Source organism: Clostridium sp. FP1, from assembly GCF_011065975.2.
In the GTDB taxonomy this organism is placed as follows: Bacteria; Bacillota; Clostridia; order Clostridiales; family Clostridiaceae; genus Clostridium_AD; species Clostridium_AD tagluense.
This window is the reverse complement of sequence record NZ_JAAMNJ020000001.1, coordinates 5,075,759-5,096,173: the sequence shown is the minus strand read 5'-3', so window position 1 is coordinate 5,096,173 and position 20,415 is coordinate 5,075,759. Positions and strand designations below refer to the sequence as shown.

At 29.9% G+C, this 20,415-nt stretch carries 29 protein-coding genes; 3 read left to right on the top strand and 26 right to left on the bottom strand.

The features are described from left to right. Positions 1 to 58 precede the first annotated feature (58 nt). The 16 genes from G9F70_RS24300 to G9F70_RS24225 form a co-directional block, all read right to left on the bottom strand. The gene (locus G9F70_RS24300; protein ID WP_164945937.1) at positions 59 to 487 is read right to left on the bottom strand and encodes a GNAT family N-acetyltransferase; all 429 of its coding nucleotides are present in this window, start codon (positions 485 to 487) and stop codon (positions 59 to 61) included. 22 nt (positions 488 to 509) lie between these two features. Further along, a complete protein-coding gene (locus tag G9F70_RS24295; RefSeq protein WP_318011023.1) occupies positions 510 to 881 on the bottom strand; it encodes a cache domain-containing protein in 372 nt (123 codons plus the stop codon). A 215-nt stretch (positions 882 to 1,096) separates the two neighbouring features. After that, positions 1,097 to 1,765, bottom strand: coding sequence for a zinc dependent phospholipase C family protein (locus G9F70_RS24290; protein WP_164945936.1), 669 nt, complete (start codon positions 1,763 to 1,765; stop codon positions 1,097 to 1,099). Between the two features lie 31 nt (positions 1,766 to 1,796). Further along, entirely contained in the window at positions 1,797 to 2,345 is a 549-nt protein-coding gene (locus G9F70_RS24285; protein WP_164945935.1) for a GNAT family N-acetyltransferase, read from the bottom strand. A 157-nt stretch (positions 2,346 to 2,502) separates the two neighbouring features. Next, a complete protein-coding gene (locus G9F70_RS24280; RefSeq protein ID WP_202882639.1) occupies positions 2,503 to 2,979 on the bottom strand; it encodes a GNAT family N-acetyltransferase in 477 nt (158 codons plus the stop codon). Positions 2,980 to 3,306: 327 nt separating this feature from the next. Beyond that, positions 3,307 to 4,692 carry an RNA-guided endonuclease IscB gene (iscB, locus tag G9F70_RS24275; RefSeq protein ID WP_164945934.1) on the bottom strand — a complete coding sequence of 462 codons (1,386 nt, stop codon included), beginning with the start codon at positions 4,690 to 4,692 and terminating at the stop codon, positions 3,307 to 3,309. A gap of 310 nt (positions 4,693 to 5,002) precedes the next feature. Further along, the gene (locus tag G9F70_RS24270; RefSeq protein ID WP_224617773.1) at positions 5,003 to 5,296 is read right to left on the bottom strand and encodes an NUDIX domain-containing protein; all 294 of its coding nucleotides are present in this window, start codon (positions 5,294 to 5,296) and stop codon (positions 5,003 to 5,005) included. 113 nt (positions 5,297 to 5,409) lie between these two features. Further along, on the bottom strand, positions 5,410 to 6,099 hold the full coding sequence (locus G9F70_RS24265; protein WP_164945932.1) for an HAD family hydrolase: 690 nt from the start codon (positions 6,097 to 6,099) through the stop codon (positions 5,410 to 5,412). 84 nt (positions 6,100 to 6,183) lie between these two features. Further along, positions 6,184 to 6,702 carry a dCTP deaminase gene (gene dcd, locus G9F70_RS24260; RefSeq protein WP_164945931.1) on the bottom strand — a complete coding sequence of 173 codons (519 nt, stop codon included), beginning with the start codon at positions 6,700 to 6,702 and terminating at the stop codon, positions 6,184 to 6,186. Between the two features lie 65 nt (positions 6,703 to 6,767). Continuing rightward, complete coding sequence (locus G9F70_RS24255) at positions 6,768 to 7,484, bottom strand: metallophosphoesterase family protein (protein WP_164945930.1); 717 nt, start codon at positions 7,482 to 7,484, stop codon at positions 6,768 to 6,770. 75 nt (positions 7,485 to 7,559) lie between these two features. After that, positions 7,560 to 8,297, bottom strand: coding sequence for a hypothetical protein (locus G9F70_RS24250; protein WP_164945929.1), 738 nt, complete (start codon positions 8,295 to 8,297; stop codon positions 7,560 to 7,562). A gap of 219 nt (positions 8,298 to 8,516) precedes the next feature. Beyond that, positions 8,517 to 9,074: a GNAT family N-acetyltransferase gene (locus G9F70_RS24245; RefSeq protein ID WP_164945928.1), complete on the bottom strand. Its 558-nt coding sequence runs from the start codon at positions 9,072 to 9,074 to the stop codon at positions 8,517 to 8,519. A 12-nt stretch (positions 9,075 to 9,086) separates the two neighbouring features. Continuing rightward, positions 9,087 to 9,980: a TIM barrel protein gene (locus tag G9F70_RS24240; protein WP_164945927.1), complete on the bottom strand. Its 894-nt coding sequence runs from the start codon at positions 9,978 to 9,980 to the stop codon at positions 9,087 to 9,089. Between the two features lie 107 nt (positions 9,981 to 10,087). Further along, positions 10,088 to 10,696: a GNAT family N-acetyltransferase gene (locus G9F70_RS24235; protein WP_164945926.1), complete on the bottom strand. Its 609-nt coding sequence runs from the start codon at positions 10,694 to 10,696 to the stop codon at positions 10,088 to 10,090. A gap of 100 nt (positions 10,697 to 10,796) precedes the next feature. Beyond that, positions 10,797 to 11,606: a DUF692 family multinuclear iron-containing protein gene (locus G9F70_RS24230; protein ID WP_164945925.1), complete on the bottom strand. Its 810-nt coding sequence runs from the start codon at positions 11,604 to 11,606 to the stop codon at positions 10,797 to 10,799. Between the two features lie 53 nt (positions 11,607 to 11,659). Further along, positions 11,660 to 12,625, bottom strand: a complete 966-nt coding sequence (locus G9F70_RS24225; protein WP_164945924.1) for a GNAT family N-acetyltransferase — start codon at positions 12,623 to 12,625, stop codon at positions 11,660 to 11,662. A gap of 383 nt (positions 12,626 to 13,008) precedes the next feature. Between G9F70_RS24225 and G9F70_RS24220 the strand changes: the two genes are divergently transcribed. Beyond that, positions 13,009 to 13,422 carry a hypothetical protein gene (locus G9F70_RS24220; protein ID WP_164945923.1) on the top strand — a complete coding sequence of 138 codons (414 nt, stop codon included), beginning with the start codon at positions 13,009 to 13,011 and terminating at the stop codon, positions 13,420 to 13,422. 40 nt (positions 13,423 to 13,462) lie between these two features. Here G9F70_RS24220 and G9F70_RS24215 read toward each other — a convergent pair whose 3' ends face one another. The 3 genes from G9F70_RS24215 to G9F70_RS24205 all read right to left on the bottom strand — a co-directional run bounded on the left by G9F70_RS24215 (position 13,463) and on the right by G9F70_RS24205 (position 15,013). Next, a complete protein-coding gene (locus G9F70_RS24215) occupies positions 13,463 to 13,945 on the bottom strand; it encodes an NUDIX hydrolase (protein WP_164945922.1) in 483 nt (160 codons plus the stop codon). A 185-nt stretch (positions 13,946 to 14,130) separates the two neighbouring features. Next, positions 14,131 to 14,589: a GNAT family N-acetyltransferase gene (locus G9F70_RS24210; RefSeq protein ID WP_164945921.1), complete on the bottom strand. Its 459-nt coding sequence runs from the start codon at positions 14,587 to 14,589 to the stop codon at positions 14,131 to 14,133. A 43-nt stretch (positions 14,590 to 14,632) separates the two neighbouring features. Beyond that, positions 14,633 to 15,013 (bottom strand): hypothetical protein, encoded by a 381-nt coding sequence (locus G9F70_RS24205; RefSeq protein WP_224617772.1) that lies wholly within the window; start codon positions 15,011 to 15,013, stop codon positions 14,633 to 14,635. A 199-nt stretch (positions 15,014 to 15,212) separates the two neighbouring features. Here G9F70_RS24205 and G9F70_RS24200 point away from each other — a divergent pair, with 199 nt between their 5' ends. Then, positions 15,213 to 15,614 carry a nucleotidyltransferase substrate binding protein gene (locus tag G9F70_RS24200; RefSeq protein ID WP_164945920.1) on the top strand — a complete coding sequence of 134 codons (402 nt, stop codon included), beginning with the start codon at positions 15,213 to 15,215 and terminating at the stop codon, positions 15,612 to 15,614. Position 15,615: 1 nt separating this feature from the next. After that, positions 15,616 to 15,921, top strand: coding sequence for a nucleotidyltransferase family protein (locus G9F70_RS24195; protein ID WP_164945919.1), 306 nt, complete (start codon positions 15,616 to 15,618; stop codon positions 15,919 to 15,921). A 163-nt stretch (positions 15,922 to 16,084) separates the two neighbouring features. On the opposite strand, the gene G9F70_RS24190 is transcribed toward G9F70_RS24195, so the two are convergent. The 7 genes from G9F70_RS24190 to G9F70_RS24160 form a co-directional block, all read right to left on the bottom strand. Next, complete coding sequence (locus G9F70_RS24190) at positions 16,085 to 16,357, bottom strand: hypothetical protein (protein WP_224617766.1); 273 nt, start codon at positions 16,355 to 16,357, stop codon at positions 16,085 to 16,087. Positions 16,358 to 16,453: 96 nt separating this feature from the next. Beyond that, positions 16,454 to 17,350 (bottom strand): serine hydrolase domain-containing protein, encoded by an 897-nt coding sequence (locus G9F70_RS24185; protein WP_164945917.1) that lies wholly within the window; start codon positions 17,348 to 17,350, stop codon positions 16,454 to 16,456. 126 nt (positions 17,351 to 17,476) lie between these two features. Beyond that, positions 17,477 to 17,785: a GyrI-like domain-containing protein gene (locus tag G9F70_RS24180; RefSeq protein ID WP_164945916.1), complete on the bottom strand. Its 309-nt coding sequence runs from the start codon at positions 17,783 to 17,785 to the stop codon at positions 17,477 to 17,479. A 3-nt stretch (positions 17,786 to 17,788) separates the two neighbouring features. After that, positions 17,789 to 18,370 (bottom strand): helix-turn-helix transcriptional regulator, encoded by a 582-nt coding sequence (locus G9F70_RS24175; protein ID WP_164945915.1) that lies wholly within the window; start codon positions 18,368 to 18,370, stop codon positions 17,789 to 17,791. Between the two features lie 41 nt (positions 18,371 to 18,411). Beyond that, on the bottom strand, positions 18,412 to 18,624 hold the full coding sequence (locus G9F70_RS27550) for an isochorismatase family protein (RefSeq protein ID WP_224617893.1): 213 nt from the start codon (positions 18,622 to 18,624) through the stop codon (positions 18,412 to 18,414). 17 nt (positions 18,625 to 18,641) lie between these two features. After that, on the bottom strand, positions 18,642 to 19,046 hold the full coding sequence (locus tag G9F70_RS24165; protein WP_164945914.1) for a hypothetical protein: 405 nt from the start codon (positions 19,044 to 19,046) through the stop codon (positions 18,642 to 18,644). A gap of 147 nt (positions 19,047 to 19,193) precedes the next feature. After that, a complete protein-coding gene (locus tag G9F70_RS24160; RefSeq protein ID WP_164945913.1) occupies positions 19,194 to 20,060 on the bottom strand; it encodes a nucleoside monophosphate kinase in 867 nt (288 codons plus the stop codon). Between the last annotated feature and the right edge of the window lie 355 nt (positions 20,061 to 20,415).

Genomic DNA, 20,415 nt, shown 5'->3' with positions numbered 1-20,415 from the left:
TAATTTTAATGCATTGTCATGTTTATTTAAGATATATCTAAAAGATACCCTGGAAATATTAGATATTATTATTAATAGCATTACTATAATAATTCAAGTCTGTTCGTTCTTCCCACCCTTGAGATTTCCAAAATGAATTTCCAATTTCATTTGTCTTGAAAACAACTAATCCTGATTTTGTAATTCCTTCTTGTTCTAAGGCGTAATATACTGTTTTAAGCAAAGCTTTTCCTATACCTTGACCTTGATAATTTATTCTAACAGCGGCATGATAAATATACCCTCTACGTCCATCGTGACCACAAAGTATTACTCCAACTATTTCACCGTTAATGATAGCAACAAAATTTGATGTTGGATTTCTTAATAAAAATTTAGATATTCCCTTTTTTGAATCATCTAAATTTCTTATTCCCATTCCAGTTGTATTAGACCATAATTGATATACATTTTCGTAATCATCTATTGCCATTGCCTTAATTTCCATAAAGCTCCTCCTTGCTCAATGTCTACTTATTTTCATTATTTTCTACAACTAAATCAATAGCAATTACGCCAATTAATTTTTTGTTTTTATAAATTCCTTTACTTACAGTTAATATTTTATTATTGTTAGAAGCGTCTATATAAATATCAGAAACATACTCTCCATTCTCTTTTGCATTTTTGTACCAGTCCCTTGCTCTAGGGTCATAGTCACCTGGCAACTCTACTATTGGAGTCGTATAAAAATTTCCCCTCTCATCACCGAAATATATAAAAGCTGTCTTGAGTTCGGATTTTTCTTTGAATTTATTTAGGTGTTTTAAAATTACCTCTTTTTTATTATCATCCCCTAAATCCTTCTCTAGGACTTCTAATTCTTTCTTTACATTTTCAATATTTATTGATGTCTTATTTATACTAGTAGTATCTACATTAGCAGTATTATCGATGGTGTTATTTGATGTATGAGGGCTAACATTTACGCCACAGCTTGAAAATGAAAAAATTACAATATGCTTATTATAAATTTTAATCCCTTCAAATCAATACCTCCTTTAGTTCTATTTTTATGGTCTATATTTTACAAAACATTGAAACTAAAAGACCTTTACTAGAACGTTTTCTTAATTAACAAATCGCTAAGTAAATCATCTATTACATTTGTGGTACTGTAAATAAAGTTGTCCATTTCTTTCTCTGTTAAATAAATAAAGTTGTCTTTAGTTTCATTATTTTCTCCCAAATAAAATTCAGTAATGTATTTTACTTTTTTCTCAAAGGCACTGTGTGGAAAATAATCCAGATAATCTGGAACACTATTTATATTTTTAAATAATGTATAAAACATACATTGTGGATGTTTTTGTAAATATATATAATCAAGCCCGTACCAATCCTTTTTTATAGTCCAAATAAAACTTGCATCCTTTTCTAATCCTTCTTTGTATAAAATCTCATTCTGCTTCTGAACGAATAGTTTTGACCATTCAATATCAGTCAATAAATGCACAAAATAGCCTATTTTAAAAGAGAACAACTCATTATTTTCTCTCGTTCCATTATTATTTAAATAGGTGTCCCAAAAACTTTGAGCATTAATTTCTTTGTTTTCTCCCTCCCAATGTGTAATTTTTTTTGCTGGATTGAAGACACTATAATCTTCATTAGGTACGCCAGCGTCAGGAGCAATATTTCCTACCATGAAAGGTTTTGTTTCAAAATCATATCCTTTTTTTAGAATTTCTTCTGCTATTCTTAGATGTGTAATCCAAGTTGCCATTTAATACACCCCATTTTCAAATTATATTTAATTAATGCATGGGTTTAGTTAAATCATCGGCTAATACTGCATACTCATATGTGTCACTCCAAATAGGTTCTCTCTTTTCGTCACACTTGAAAAATATATTTTTTCGTAGGTGTCCTTCTCTTCGCATATTTAACCGTTCTAACAACTTCCATGATGCTATGTTTTCTGGATTACACATAGCAACTATTCTGCGTGCATTTAATTGTTGAAATCCATAATCTAAAATTTCTCTACAAGCTTCTGTAGCATAACCTTGTCCATAATATATAGGGTTAAAAACATAACCGATTTCCCATGTAAGAAATGCTTCAGGCTCTTGCTCCTGAAAATATATATTGCCTATTAATTTATTATTCTCTTTTAAGCAAACAGCCCAAAAAGCATCTTGCTGTGAACGATATATCGCCTCTTTTTTACATGCATCTTTGCTATAAACTTCATAGGGTTCATATTTAACCACTGTTTCTTGAGAGAGGTATTCATATAGATCTTTCCAGTCATCACAAGAGAACTTCCTAAGTATTAATCTTTCTGTTTCTAAAATTTTCATTATATTACTCCTTATTCACTAAATTTTAATTACTTTTATTTCATCCTATAATTACATTATAATTCATAAATTGGAATATTAATATATAAAAAAAGAGTATAAGCTCCCTTAACCTCCTACTTTAGGGTAGGTACCAGTTATCCCTGTGTATATCATGTCAATATATTACATTGAATTTCATTTTAATAAATTCAAATTCTCCTCCATTTGTTTTTTGTATATATTTTTCTATAGGCTGAAATCCAATATTCTCATATAATTTTATTGCCCTTTTGTTAAAGGCTGCCACGGCCAGCAGGACATATTTATTTCTATAATTTGTTTTTTGAACTGCAAAATTCATACCTGAAATCACAAATTCACGTCCAAGTCCTATTCCTGCTAACTCCGGCTTAAGGGCAAATCCCAGATGCATAATCTCACTTTCAAAGTAGAAGCAGTAAAATCCAATTAATTCATTTTCTTTATTTAACACCGCAAAATAATGACCATCCCAATTCTCTTTATTAAGAAAATCATTTAAATCCTCTTCATCAGCTGTCATATCATAGAATGAATAAATTCCACTATACTTCCAGTTATATGAAATTTCATGTGAATATTCTTTATTCATAGGAACAAATTTATAAGGCACAGGTCATCACTCCAATCAGTATACTAAACATCACTATGAATCTTTCTTTTTACTCCCATACGTAAGGTTATTATATAGTCTATAAAACCTAACAAATGTGCATTAATAAAAAATTTTAAGGTTTATACTCTTCTAATGGATTTTCGGTTGTTAATAAAGTTAATCACACAAGATAAGTTCTGATATTTAAAAAACTCCTTATTTTTAACCATATCTTCTAATTCATAATTCTGCTTTATTTTAAAAACAAAGAAATAAAGCAGAATATAGGATGGAGACTCGCGACTTCAGTCATGAGAGGAAATCCTACTCCAATAAATAAAGAAATTAAGCATTTTTTTTGTTTCTAGTTATTATATTGTAAGAATAGCCATCATTTCTTTGTATTATTGTGAAATATTTACGACTTATTCCCTGTACAACATTATCTTTAGTCTGTATATTAAAAAATCCACTACTTCTTACAGCGACTCTGCCAAAGTATTTACCTTGTTTTTTGCCTTTCAATACAATTGCAGTAACAATATCTCCTGTTTGAAATCCGAAAAAGTATTTTTGTCTTGGTAGGTTATTTGTAATTATCCCGCATTTATTTGTTCTACCTCTGAAATGTGAACCTCTACCGTAAGCTTTTATACTTAATACGTCATTAGTTTTAAATTTAAATGTTTTTGGTATCTCACCTACACATAAAGCATCATAGTAATGTTCTTTAGGTAGTTTAAGACCTATTCTGTTATACATTGTTCTGCCACCACTAGATAGTTCTACATTGTCAATTAGCTTTCTTACATCATCAATGAGAGCATTTTTATAACTATTTACCCATGCACCAAAACGTTTTGGCTTATGAATAGTAGCATTTTTCAATATTGGCTCTATATATTTTATCCGTTCTATATTTAATTTTGTTTTTCTTGAAGATTTTAGGATTTCAAACCATTCTGCTAAATTTAAAGAACCTTTAGCATCATTACAAGTATGACAAGCTAACGATAGATTCTTAATTGCATATGAGCCTCCATTTTTTACAGAAATCATATGCTCAATTTCTAATTTATTATCATCCGAAACACCATTGCAATATTGACATTTATGACCATACTTTTCAAATAAATATGCTCTAATCTCATAGCCTAAAAGTGTGCCTTGTTGATATTCAACACCTTCTATATTAGGATTATCCATAAATTGCATATCAAAACTTACTACTTCTATGGATGCTGAGGTTATATTACATAATTTACTTAACTTTTTAGTCCAACTAACAATATTTTGCTCAATTGACTTTATAGATGGTGGTAGCCACCCTAATGGTCTTGGTGAGGTAGCTTTATATTTTGAGCCTTTCTTTAAATAATAATTAATAAATTTACATTTGCGATATCTTGTTTCGCGCTGCCTTCTATTTCTACGTGCACCACTTCTTGTTTCTAATTTAGATACTATTACTTGGCCTCTATGCTCTATTGTTGCTAAAAACACAACATTATCTTTATTATCAATTATTGAAAGTCCTGTACCTTTAGACCCTGGATCTATTTTTAGCTTATATTCTTTAGGTTGCTGCGGATTATCTACTTCTTTTTTAAGTCTAATTGTAAATGGATAGACTTTATGAACTACAGCATAACCTTTACTAAGAAGAACACGAGCTTTTGCATTTGAACACATACTTTGACTTTTCTTGTTTTTAGATAATACAAAAACCATTATTAACTTCCTCCTACAATTTAAGATATCCATTCCTCAAAATCAAGAAATAATTCTTTAGAACGTAACGTACCCTTTCAGGTATCTTTCCTCGACAATGTTACACATAGCTTTATGGCATAGCACTTGGTTTGAAATATAAATTGAATTTATACATTCCCTCAAAGCCAATGTTTAGACTAAAACCCATAGTAATCTTAACTGGAAAAGCATTAAGTACTATGATAACTAAAGTAACGTAGCTTATTCGCTTAGGTGACCTAATTCCGATAAGCTTAGTCTGCTCAATTAAACTAAAATTAATGGTTTGCTAGTTTCCTAACAAGCCTTCGACTTCAGTCGAGGGTAATTGACAAGCCTCTCTTATACAAGCATTTAGACTAGTTTCACCTGAACTTACACATCCACCATGGGTTGCCCAAATATTTGGAGAAGTACTTTTTAGCTCAGACCTTTTCTGGATTAATATCTCTAAATTATTATTAATAATCCAAATATTGGCGGCTAGATAGTATTGTCCATCTTTCAAAGGTTTGCCTCTCTCAAAAATATCTCCAGTTTTAATACCATTAATATCATAAATATCACATAATTCAGCCATCATATACTCCTACCTTCTACATCAATATTTCAATTTCTTGATTACAAAATATTTTACCGATTTTTGCTCAATATTATGTGTTATCACGACACACTTTATCGGATATTTTTAATGTTTTATTGAAATAATATATTTTTGATTTCTTTAAAATCTTCGATATAATAATCTGCAAATTTATTTATTATATTGTGTTGTTTTTTGTCTCTTTTTAATAAGTATCCGGTTAGTATAGTCTTTATACCTAATTCTTTTGCACCTTTCAATTCATCAGAACCACCATCTCCAATAAAAATGCATTTTTTTGGATTAACATTCATTTTCTTTAATGCAATTTCGTATATTTCGGTTTGAGGTTTTAAATATCCTACTTCATATGAGAATATTGTGTCATCGAATAAATTATTTAGAGGAGACTTATCCCAATGCATCACATCAATTATATCTGCATTACTAAGTAAACATATTTTCTTTCCACTTTTCTTTATATCTAAAAGAACGTCAAAAATTGTAAAATCCACATCAATTAATGATTTTTTAAATCTCTCTTCTCTTAATTTTAAAATTTCTTTTTTCTCACACTCACTAACAGTTATTCTTATTTTATCAACAATACTTCCAATTATTTTTTGAGGACTTTTTTCCTTTCCAGTTGCTCTTTTTAAATATAATTCATTATCTTCTGCATATGATTCCCATTGAGTTTTCGTTATTCCTAAAACATCATTTTCATTTCTTAAATCATTGTACTTTGGAGTTACCAGTGTATAGAACAAGTCAAAAAATACAACTTTTATATCATTCATCATATTAAAATCCTCACTTTATTTATGGTTTAATAATAACTGCATTTATTCAGTTTTTCTTAATGACCTACCAGTTATACTTTACCTTTATTGGAAATCCTTAAATAATAAGCTTGGCTGAATATCCGTATTATTCTGATATTTTCCACTTGAATACTTATCATATTCTCCTTCGATATTATGGTAATATATTTGGCATATCTCTACATTCGGATATATTCTTATAGGTTGAACACAAAATATTTCTAATGTCCAATAGCCACTAAATCCTACATCTCCAAATCCAGCTGTAATATGAATGAATAATCCAAGCCTTCCAATTGAGGACCGACCTTCTAACATAGGTACATACTTATCTGTCTTTGTATATTCAACAGTTCTACCTAGGTACAACTTTCCAGTTTCAAGAAGCAATCCCTCTGGTGGTATAATCAATTTTTTTGTTTTGTTATCTTTCTTCATATCCAAAATAGAGTCTTCATAAACAAGTAGCGCGTTGTGAAGCCTCAAATTATAACTATTAGGGTTAAGTTGTTTATCTAAAAATGGTTCAATAATAATCTCATTTCCTAATTTTTTTTTAATTTCTTTACCTGACAATATCATATAAATATCCCCTATCACTATTATTATTTCGTATAATACTAAGTATTCACTAACATTTTGTGGATTTACACATTAAAAAAATATTTTGATATAGACTCTTTCTCAGGAACTTCTCTTTTATATAATTCTCTAAGAACGTCTTCTTTATCATATTTCATACTATGTACCTTAATATCATAACTTTTATCTTTAAATTTTACTATAGTACAATGAGTAATATCATCCTTAGTACATCCACTGGAACCAACATTAATATAATGTTTTTCACCTAATATATTACTTGCATTATGTTCATGGCCAAAGAATATAAGGTCGGAAGCTACCTCTTTAAATAAAGTATTCATACTCTCTTTTGTTACATTTTTTTCTATAGGCTTAAATGTTTTAGTATCTTCTCTATTATTTAAAGCATAATGCATAAATGCAACATTAGTACCTCTTATATTTTCTTCTATTAAGTATGGAAACTTACTGAGCCTTTCTTTTATTTCATCATTTAATGAGTTAGCAGTCCAAATCTGATGTTGCTTTTCACCTTCGCTCATAGATTCAGATGTTATATTTGAAACTCCTTTTACAAAATATTCTTCATGATTGCCCATAATAAAATTTATATTAGGCAAAGTTAATAATAAATCTATACATTCTTTAGAAGATGGACCAATTGCTATAGTATCTCCTAAACAGTAAATAGAATCGCACTCTTCGCTTTTAAACTTATCCAAAATAACCTTTAATGCTGGGAAGTTTCCATGAATATCAGCTATTAACCCTATTCTCATCTTTTCACCCCTAAGTAAATAATTTTGGATACAGGCATAGGTAAGGCTTAGTCTTTAACTCTGGTACTAATGAAACTACCGAAATCGTTTTTCTATTGTCCAAGTTTTATTTTTATGAACTAAAGCTGCTCTAAAATTTGATCGACCTATATGTCTTTCTAAATCATTATACATTTCATCCATATTTGTAAATTTACCTATGGTGTAAATTGGAAATTCTATTGTGCTACTATCTTTATAAATTTTATCAAAACCCAGCAATAAGCCATTTTGAGAAAGCTGTAAAAGATAGTTTTTTAGTTCATCAGGCAATGGATAAATTTTTCTCCTTTTAGAAGTGGCCACCGTTTTTATAATAGAACTTGCTATAACATCTGTAAAATCATGTATATCTTTACAATATAATAAACAATGCCAGCCATCATCATGTGCACAATATGCAAATCTATTTTTAAGCTTTGAAGAAAATGCTGAATTTAAAGGCTTATGTAGGTGACCTAAATACAACAATTCTGCAATTTCTTCAGCTTCTAGTAAATCTATAGCATTTTCAGCTTCGAAATCTATCCAACAAAAATCTCCATAGCTATAAACATTTTCTTCTGTCAACCCAGTAATACCACTAATATTCAAATATTCTAGTCTCGATGAATAATGAAATTCAGCATCCCAATATTGATGTTTCAAAAGCAGAATATTATCTATTGGTTTATTCAATGAGTTTATAAACTCTTTAAATTCTATCCCATAATAACATACTGTTTGATCTTCCAAATTTGAATTAATATATACAATGTCTCTTAATCTTCTCATTAAATTTGCTCCTCATGCAAAGCGAACTGCAGTATTTTTTTAATGAATCAATTCATTAAACTATCTTCCTCTGTAATTAACTTTATAGTCTCTTCAACTAAATTTGGTCAGTATCTTTATTAAAGGGCATTAATATTCCCACATAAGGTTTATTCTATCTTGACCATCATTTTCTTTAACATTTATTAGTGTCGGAATGCTTTGCTGATGGAAGTTATATTATTTATTCAATACTTTATTAATTATAGAGTTTTGAAATTCGTCGCTAAGCATATCCATAAAAACTTCATCATACTCATTATTTCCGTATATAATTGATTTTCTTCGTCTACCAATTTCCTTAAAACCACACTTTTTACATGCTTTTATTGCTGGTTCATTGAAAGAATAAGTTTCAATCATTATATTTTTTAGATTAAGAGCATTAAAGCCAAAGTCTAGTAATAAGTTCGTAGCTTCCGATCCTATACCTTTGCTTCTGTCATTTCCATCACCAATAAACATACCCATAACGGCATTTCTATTTATAAAATTTACTCTCATTAGTCTTGCGATTCCAATAACTTCATCATCATCTTCCCTTATAATATAAAAGGCATAACCGTGACTATTAGTCATGGTTTCAAGATAGACTCTTTGTGACTGATATGTAATCATATCTGATATATCACCTGTTCTAATAGCTACTTCAATATCATTACTCCATTTAGCAACTTTTTCTGTTTCACTAGCATCTACTGGCGATAAATAACATTGGCACCTGCAATTTTTTATCATAATACATATGGATTACCTATTCACAAGCTCCCCAATCCACTGATAACATTCTTCCAGCTCTGCATCGCTTATTAAATGAGACTTATGCTCAAATAAAACCTTATAATTATCATTAACCTCATTCAAAATTTTAAAGTACGATTCCATATCCCCCCATCCATCCTCCGTCTTCAAAGACTTAAGTGCTGGGTAATGAGAATTTGTAACGTTTATATCAATTTTCACATTCCATAAATGTACTAGATGAGTGTATCTTCCGAACTTCCTAACTATCTCTTGTCCTATAAAATTATTATCAATGCAATTTTGCAAATGTATTCTACCAAAATCAAGACATAATTTGATATTTGAGTATTCATCTAATAAATCCTCAAGTAAATTTGTTTCATATATATATTTATTCAATCCATCCAATTCTAAAACTGGGGTGAAATTATATTTTTTGCCTTGCTGGGATAGTATCTTAAAAAAATTTCTACTTCTCTCTTCGAAGTAATTGTAAGATATATCTGATTCATAATAATATTCAGTATCATCACAAAATCTCCAAGAGGACCAATCAACATCCCCATCTAAAATAACTGGCTTTGGATAATGAAGCAAAATATAATCTGGATTTAATTGTTCGGCTCTTTCAAATTCACTTTCCATGTAGTTAATTGATTCTTCGTAAGTACTATTATCTTTAGAAAGATATTGAGGGTCTCTTGCTCTCCATTGATTTTTCAAGAGTGGAAAATGAATGCCTATCTTTAAGTCTCTATCCCTAATATTATCTTTCAATATTTGCAATTCATCGAGTGACTCCATTTGATTAACTTCAATTCCAAAAAAGTAATCTCTAAAATCTCTATTCTGTCTATTGATATCGAATCTATCGAATTGTCCAATCATAAATCTTTTCATATTGGCCTTCTTGTATAAGATAGCTGGTATGGATTTTAATCGATGTATTGTCTAAACATAATTATAATTACCAATTCCACTAAAAAGTACAATAAACAACGGGATAATTACAGCTTATTTTTACATAACGAATAATCTCTTTTTATTATGGCCAATATAACATCATCTACAAACTCGCCCTTCATAATGGTTCTTTCTCTAACAATACCCTCTTGAAGAAAATTAGCTTTCTTTAAAGCTTTTACAGAAGCATCATTACCAAGGGTTACTTCAGCCTCTATCCTATTAAAACTCATACTCTCAAATCCAAATTTAACTATAACCTTTATAGCTTCAGTTGCATATCCTTTATTCCATTCATCACGATTAAAGCCATACCCAATCTCACTTCTTATTGAATCATCATCAAAGGTTCCCAAGCAGCAATACCCAATGATTTTATTATCACTCTTCTTTGCCACCCCCCACGTAATCTCTTCTTTATCTTGAAATTCCCGCTTATAACGATTTATTATAAAAAGTGCATCATCTTTAGTTGAAATTGGTTTATACCAATCATATTTAGCGACCTGCGGGTCACTATAAATTTTAAATATATCATCTACATCCTCTGAAGTTACCTCCCTATATATCAATCTTTCAGATTCCAATTCTGGGAATATATCAAAACAAGACTTGTTGATTTTCATTTCTTGCGTAACATTACTATTTGTCATTTAGTACCACTCCTTTTCTATTTTTACGTTTAAAATTTTCTGTAACCTTGGTATCGATTTCATTAAATTTAAAACCCCATCCTTAAAAACTTAGATTGTATTATCTAATAATTTTTTTATTTGGATTGCATATATTTTGTATCTCATTTAGTTGCTTTTCTAAAGAAAAAATAACTGTATCATTGCTCTCAGCCTCTATTCCGTTATATTCCAATGTAACTATATCCGGATTTGTGTAATTAAGGACCCATTCTAATAATTTGTAATCTTCATTTTCCATAGATTGATGTGTATCTGCTGGAAAACCATCTTTATCATAACCAGAACCATTTACGTGGATTTCTACAACACGATTAAGTGGTAGGCTGCGGAGGTAATCATAAATATTCCAGCCACGATATTGCGCTGTAATCTTTGCGTGTGTTAGATCAAGCAAAAATGACACATCATTATCTACAAACAGTCGATTATATTGCTCTGGCATAATATAAGGGTAATGATCAAATAGTATACGATCTTGTGGCGAATCAGGAACATTTTCCAGCAGCAATGGCACTGCTAGGTTCTTTTTAAAAATCTGAATTTGTTTACTCATATGTTCATATATATCTTCATCCGTCATACCTTGGTGCATGTCCGAATTCTTAATTGAAAGATGTAGACCATAATGTGGAGAATTACAATCTTTAAGAAGACTATTTGCAAAATTAAAATCTATCATTTCTATATTTTTCATTCCCGTGTGTTCAAAATATCCTAGACCATGTAGTAAAAGTGGCCTCATGGAACGCATAGTTGAAAATTCTTCATTAAAAGTTCCCCAGGCACCGGACTTAATATAATCTATTTTAACAGCGTCTTTTTCAATAAGAGATTTTAAAGCTTTTGACCAATTGCACCCAATATACATATTTCACATCATTCTCCCATCATATCTAAATAAAAGTAGTTCCCACTTTCATATCATTTGTCATTGATATTCTTATTAATACTTCTTCGCATGGATAATAACATAGGATTAAAATACTTTCTCCAAAATTTATTAGCATATAAATTTGCAGTTTCAAAATCCACATGAATGCAGGATATATTGTTTGCATTGCAATATTCACTTATACTTTTTAACAATTGCGTCCCAATTTTTTTACCTCTATACTCTAATTTTATGTAGGCGCCCATCTCATCAATTAACCCACAGTTGTAAGCAGTCATATCTATTGGATTGTTATTTTTTGATATACTTAAGTTAATAAACCCAACTGTCAATTCTTTATCCCAGGCAATAAACACATTATTTTTTGAGATGATTTCAGAGATTTCTTCTTTTAATATTCTGTCCCTTTTTAGGAATAAGGGTGCAGACTGATAATACTCTTTTGATTCTTCTACAAGCTCATACAAAGTGTTTATATCTTCAGAAGAAGCTCTTTTGATTTCAAATAGACACTCGCTGTCTGGTTTAATATTCAAACCGCTGAAGGCATCTATCAGGTAGGAACCGTACCCCAAATCAAACAAAATATTTTTTAATTCTGTATCATTATAAAAGATGGTCCACATATGATTTAAAATTCCTTTGTTAATCCACTGCTGTGAAATGTTCTTATATAATGAAAGATAAGCGATTTCCTTATAATCCTCCGTAGCACAATGTCCTATTGCAGGACAAAACACTGAATCTTCGCCATTAAAAGGAAATTCATCGTAAGCCAAAAAACCTACTATTTCCTTATCTAATTTCGCGACTATAGCATTATTGTTTGCAACTTTATTGTTTAAAAAACTTTCAAGTTCATTTATATTATTTCCCCAATAAGTAGGAAAATTATTGTTATTACCACAATAGGTTTTATACTGATCAGTCCATATCTTTATAGCTTTGTTAATATCTTTTTTTTGCATGTTACTTACTTTACATTCATAAATCATTATTATTACCTCACTAATATATATTTGTTTTACTTTACCATTTTACAAATAATACTATTGAAAATAAAGGTAAAGAATAATTATAGTTATTCTTTCTCTCCTCTAAATAAAAAATATTTACTATATTTTATCATAACAAACCTTATATTAACAGTTATTCTTTAAAAAGGGTATAATTATACCTTGGCATATATATAATATTTCCAAAGTCTAGATTAGACATAGGTAGTAATGCTGTACAAAAATTCATCGTATAATGTTATAATAAGTAAAAATATGCATTTATAAGGTGTATATGAGTTGAATATTAGTACTTAAACATATGCTGTATATAGTATATAAGCAAACTATAATTGTAAATTATGATATAAGGAGGAATTAAAATGTGGAAGAAAAGATTAACTTTTATGCTAATATTTTTGTTGATTGGATTTCTAGGAGCTATTGGCATTGTTAAATTAAATCAGTTTAATGATAAGAGTTTATTTACAAAGGAGAAGTGGATTAGAGAGCCAGGTAAAAGATATTTAATAGTAGAGAATATGTTGAAAAAATATGATTTGGAGAAAATGACAAAAGAGAAAGTAATACAATTGTTAGGTAAACCAGAGGAAAAGTTTGAAGGCGGCATGATTCTAGAAAGTCTCAATAAAAATCCAATTAACCAATCTGGCCCTAATAATATATTCTACTTTACTAAAAAAGGGCTAATGCCAGAAGAGGTTAGTGGGCTTTATATTATGTTTGATAATAAAGGTAAAGTTAATGATTATACAATAGTACATTTTACTACATAATATTTGGATAGTATGCTTCATATTATCCCTTTATTACAAATTAAATTTTCATTTCTAATAGATGCTCTATTGCTTGTGGTAATTGTAAAATATTATTTTTTATAAATAGTGGATATATATTTAAATCTTTAATCTTGTCTATATCTTCCCAGTAAAAAGAATGATTATGCTTGTCAGTGTCTTTAAGAATAAACTCATTTCCTTTATTTGTTAATTTGTCATCGGTTATATCTAACAAGTAATAAAAACATATTTCGTGAAAGTTCTCATCAAGAATTTCTTCGTGGAAGAAATTTTCATTGACCCACAGCATGCGATTAACTTTAACTGCAGCATTTAATTCTTCTCTTATTTCTCTAATAATTGCATCTTCACTTAATTCATTCATGGCAACTCGGCCGCCAGGAATATAATAGTAGGGTGAATGCTCATCTTTCATAATCAATAATTTATTATCGTGAATTATAATGCCTGCTACTCTATAATTAAATCTCCCCTCATCAGTTTTAAATGAAATATCCATATTTAAAGGCTCCTTTATATATCTAGTGGAACACACGCCACACTGACTGATTTTACTTGTTTTATGTATAGACTACATATAATTTATGTAGTCTATACATAAAACTGTTTTTAGATTATAATTAGTACACAATATAAGAATATTGTGAATTAATATAACTTCTGATTATGCTTATTTTGCAGGAGTTAGAGGAACTTATTCATTGATGTATAATTTGATACCCGAAATCCAAGATTTTCATATAATGGTTTCCCTTTTTCAGTCGACATTAAATCAACTGCGGCAACGCCTAATAGCTTTGCTTCCGATAAAAGTTCAGTCATAACTTTCGTTGCAATGCATTTTCCTCTATATTGAGGGTATGTAAAAACATTGTATACCGTACCGACAAGATATGATGAAAACGCTATTAGCGGAGGTCTTTCCACGATTGACATAAATGCAGTCGCTAATACTTCATTTTCATTCTCAGCAATGATAGCAATAAATCCCTTGTTAAGGTGTTGAGTAAAATATTCTTCTAACTTCGTTCTAATATCTTGCACTTCTTCCGAAGAAGACACACCTTTTTCTGCAAACAGGTATTCCATACGAATCTTTATGAGGAGGTCAATATCCTCTTTAACCGTTTTTCTTACTTTCATGTTTTGCACCACCTTATATTTATAATCTTCAGTTCGCGCTTTTCTACAATTGTTCAACCATCGTAGAAATACGATTTATGAATAATAAATGAAAATTACGTCCCCATAGAAGAAACTGGAAACAGTTTCTTCTTATACCTTGATGCATGTCCGAATTTTTAATTGAAAGATGCAGACCATAATGGGGAGAATTACAATTTTTAAGGAGATTATTTGCAAAATTAAAATCAATCATTTCTATATTTTTCATTCCCGTGTGTTCAAAATATCTTAGACCATGTAGTAAGAGTGGCCTCATTGAACGCATGGTAGAAAAATCCTCATTAAACGTTCCCCATGCACCGGACTTAATATAATCTATTTTAACAGCGTCTTTTTCAATAAGAGATTTTAAAGTTTTCAACCAATTGAATGCAATATACATATTTTAAAATTACTTCCAGAACATCTAAGTTTTTTCAAAAAATATATTTACTTTATTATAGCACTATTAAGTGGTATTAACAACGAAGATAACAAGGCACCATATAAAGCTAATAGTTATTTTTTCATAATACCTTATAGATTTAATTTGTACAAATAGGATATAATTAATGTATACTGTTATAATAAGAGGTGTATTTATGGATAACTTAAAAGATATTAGGTGGAAACAAAGATTTGAAAATTTTAACAAATCATATAAATTGATGGAGAAATATTCAAAACAAAAAATAACTTCAGAACTAGAAAAAGCAGGTATAATTCAATTTTTTGAAATGACCTTTGAATTAGCATGGAAGGTATTAAAAGATTATTTAGAGGCTGAAGGATATGTTGTAAAGAGTCCCAGAGAAACGATTAAGCAAGCTTTTCAAATTGGGTTAATAGATAATGGACATGTATGGATAGATGCATTAGCAAATAGAAATCTAACTACGCATACTTATGATGAAGCATTAGCTGATAAAATGACAAAAGAAATAGTGGAACTATATTTTCCAGAACTTAAAAAAATGTATGATAGATTATCAGAGGAGTTATAGTATGTTTGGATTATTAGATAGAGATATTGAGTATATTAAAGAAGCAATATCAAAAATTGAAACTATAGAAAAGGCTATTATATTTGGAAGTAGAGCTATGGGTAATTATAAAAAAGGATCAGATGTAGATATAGCTGTTTTTGGGGGAAAGATAACAAAAGAAGTTATTTTTAAGCTAGATGATTACTTAAATGAAATTTTACCTTTACCATATTTTTTTGACATAGTTCATTATGAAAATTTATCAAATGATAATCTTAAGAAACATATAGATGATGAAGGAAAGATTGTATTCCAAAGAATATAAGGTTAAGTCCCCTTGGTATAGTGGTAATAGTTGTTATAACTATACCAAGAGGATACCATAGTGGTCAGGCAAACATTGAAATATTGGTACTTAAACTTATGTTATATATAGTATATACTTGTAAATTGTGATATAAGAATGAATTAAAATGTGGAAGAAAAGATTAAATTTTCATTTCTAATAGATGATTTATTACTTGTGGCAATTGTAAAATATTATTTTTTATAAATAGTGGATATATATTTAAATCTTTAATTTTGTCTATATCTTCCCAGTAAAAAGAATGATTATGTTCGTCAGTGTCTTTAAGAATAAACTCATTTACTTTATTTATTAATTTGTCATCAGTTATGTCTAACAAATAATAAAAACATATTTCGTGAAAGTTCTCATCAAGATTTTTTTCGTGGAAGAAATTTTCATTGACCCACAACATGCGATTAACTTTAACTTCAGCATTTACTTCTTGCATTTCATCGTTAATAGAACAATCTTTGTTTTACCATTGCATCGCAACTTGCAAACGTATCTTTTAAAGCATAGGATAAATATTATCCCAGATACAATCTCTAATTTCTTGTGAATTTTCCTCGTTTGCATTTATAGCAATGACAGCATTTTTATCTTCTAAAACAATACAGTCCTGCCCTAACCTGCCGCTTGCACGGTAAGAATTATTACAACCCCTCCAAAAGAAATATCCATAGCCCATGCTACCATCTAAAAAACTTTTGTATGTATCTATTTGTTTTTTCGTAGCTTGTTCCACCCATTCCTTAGAAATTAACTGATTCCCATTGTAGACACCCTTTTGTAAATATAATTGTCCGAATTTACTAAGTTCATTTACTGTTAACATGAGACCACTGGATCCAAATACATGTCCTAAGGGACACAATTCATAGCCGGGTCGTTGTATTCCCAATGGTTCAAATAGTCTTGGCATAAGGTAGTCAATTAAAGAACATCCTGTCACTTTTTCAACAATAACACCGGCTAAGTAGGCTGTACAATTAGTGTACCTAAATTTCTCTTTTGCTGCTGAAATAAGAGGTGCTGATAAAGAAAATTTAACCCAGTCGGGGTCATGCAAAGTTTTTCTATCTTCCATTAATTTTCCTTCTTCATATCCTGCGGCCATCATTAAAAGATCTTTAATAGTTAATTTGTTTAAATACTTTACTTGTAGTTTTGATGAATTTATGGGGAGGTTAGAAGGAAAAAAATCAATTACTTTATCATCTAAGGTTAATAGGCCTTCATCAATTGCAATACCTACAGCTGTTGATGTGAAACTTTTAGTAACTGAATGTTGATTTCTTCTTATATTCTCAGTCCAATGATGCTCTGCAATTTTTTCTCCATTTTGAAGCACCACAATACCATGTATATATAAGTGCTTTGAATTTTCTAAAAATTTTCCAATCATAATTTATCCTCAATTCTTTATTTTTTTACAATAAATACCACAAAATTCATTCTAGAATAATGCGGTATTTTAAGTGGTTATTTATTTTTTATAGAAAAAATTAAGTTTAAAAGCTAAAGAATATTATCATTTAGTAATGGGAATCCATATTTCACAAGTATAATCATCAGAACTTGTGTCTCCTGGAGGGTAAACCTCAATTTCATAATCAGCTGCCCATTTATAGCCATATATTGGAAAGCACTCAGTTGTTATTCTTGTCCACATTGCATCAATTGGGTGAGCCTTACCGCTAAGGCTACCTGTTACAGTGAATACTGCCCATTTATTCGCTGGAATAGTATAGGTCTGCAAATCGGTTAAAACATTTGTATCTGCCTCTGCACCGATTGCAAGTAAAGTTTCTCCATTCTCCAGTGTTTTTGTGAAACCCATTTGTCACATAGGTGCGCGATAAAGATTATGAACAGCTCCGATTTTCTCATCTGTGCCACCCTCTAAAAATTCTTTCCATGTACTCCAAACCTCACCAGAAGCCTCTTTCCAGTCATTTTCCATAGTGTTTGCTGATTGCCTCTTGATATGCTTAACCATTCCAACTATATTTATGTCTTGTTTTTCTTCAATACGATATTCCATCTCTACATCTCCTTTAATTGAAATATGAAAAGTGATGCGTGGATAGGCTTTAAGTTTTACTCCCAAAGTGCGCGCTACTTTAGGCGTTACACCATGCATTCCGAAAAAAGCACGAGTAAATGCATCAGGTGAATTATATCCATACTTCATAGCAACATCAATTACTTTTGCAGTGCTATTTTGTAAATCTAATGCTGAAAGGGTTAATCGCCTACGACGAACATACTCAGATAGAGATATACCTACAACGTAGGAAAAAACACGTCCGAATTGATGCATTGAGCAGCAAGCAATTTTTGCTACTTCATCATACATAATGTCATAAGTTAGGTTATTTTCAATATAATCCACTGTTGCCGTCATTCTCTCAATCCACTCCATTTTGCATCCTCCTTTCGTATTCAATTGTAACAAAGGTAATGTTAAACTACCCTGCATTTTGGGTACAAATATGTAGGGTATGTGGATATAGAATATAGATTCCTATATCCTATATTTTTCGCACCTATAGATGTTTTTAATACACAGGCGGAAGCATTTAAGTCAACTATAAAAATTTCATCAATGGAGTTTTGTTTTAAAAAATTATCCGATTTAGGATTAGAGAAAGCATCACCTTTATTTTTGGAATAAATATAATTACTACTAATAGTTACTCTTTTGCTAGTAATTTCTTCAACTTTAGAGTATTCTTTTCTGAGATTGAATAGCCTGTTTCAGTTTTACTTTTATACATATACATGCCTTCAGTTGAGGATTTATCTATCCATAAATACATGATTTCTGTGTGAGTGTTAAGCTTATTTAATTCTAGAACGTATTTAGGCTCGACCACATTAAGGTTCCCGCTCAATTTAAAAGATGTTTTGAAAATAGTTGAGATTTCTATCAAAGTCCATTTATCGGTAATAGATATAATTGGTGTGTTTGTTTCTTTATTAAAGCCTTTAGCAGTAAATATATCAATTTTTTTATAACTATTACTTAAATAAAAATAGGCTGAAAAACTAAATGTGATAATTATAAATGTTACAATCAAAGCAGATTTCCTCTTCACTTACATTCCTCTCCTTAGTTTCAAAACTTAGTGTATCTAAATCACCTTCAGTAGGTTTAATGTAATATCGCTAATACTTAATTTTACCATTGCAGAGATTATATTTTTATATTGAATTAATGATATTTTTCAGCCAAGGCGCTGTTTTTAGTTCTTCATATCTAATAGATAACTAGGTAATCCTAATGATTGTAAAACATTTAGAGTAACTTGGTTTATAGATTTCCCTATATCTATGATATTCAGCTCGTTATAAACTGGTTGATGTGCATCAATCAAGGTAACTTTGGATGAACCTAAACGTATTTTCAAATAATCAATGCTTGGCTGTACATTGTCTACATAAAACTGGTATCTTCTATTTAAACTATCTTTTTTATCATCATATCTTTTTCTACCTAAGGCCCTTTTAATCATTTCATCCTTGGATATGGATAAATGTATTACTTTTATAATTGGGATATTAAACTTAACGAAAGTGTTTAATAGCTCTTCTGATGCTTTAATTGTCCGTGGATAGCCATCTAAAATAAATATCCCTTTCTGAAACTCCTTTGAATTTTCAAATGTAGCATTTATAATATTTACTGTCCATTCATCAGGAACTAATAGGCCCCCTATGACACAAAACTCTAACCAATCTAATTGACTTATTGTTTCTTTACCCTCATAGAAGGACATTAGTTCTTTTTTATGGTTTATAGCTTTGGATATATTTTCTACTCTATTTTCGGATTCATCAAATACGGATATTCTATCACTAATGTTGTATGCAGTAGCGAGTCTATTTCTAAAGATTTCATCTTCACGTGCTTTTTTTATAGTCCTACGTAAAATATCACCCATTGAGAGATGTCTTTCCTTTGGTATTGATAAAAAACTGCTTAGTTCCTTAGCTATTTCACCTTTACCACAACTTGAGGGGCCGGTAAGTAAAATTGCACCGCAACCTTCTGCTACTACTCTTTGAACAATAATTTTTATATTACCATCTAATATTGAATTATTACTCATTTCAAAACCTCCAAAATATTAATGTTTAAATCCTCTCGCCTACCCATGCTTAAGGCTTTCTTATTTAACTTTGCCGTAATAAAGATGAGTTTCATATTCTAATCATATAAAATGCCTCCTCCTAGCAAAGGAATGTGTTTTATTGGCAATCGAACAATAACCTATATATACATTATAAACCATAAATTTACACAACGCTATATAAAAAGTGCCATAAGTCAAGGCATACTTCAACATTTTGCTTTTTTCATATTTGTATAAAAGTTACAATGTTTGATATAATGTTTTTATCAAAGAGAAAAATATAATACAATTCGTCGGTAAATTTAAAATAGGTAGGTTAGTAATTAACTAT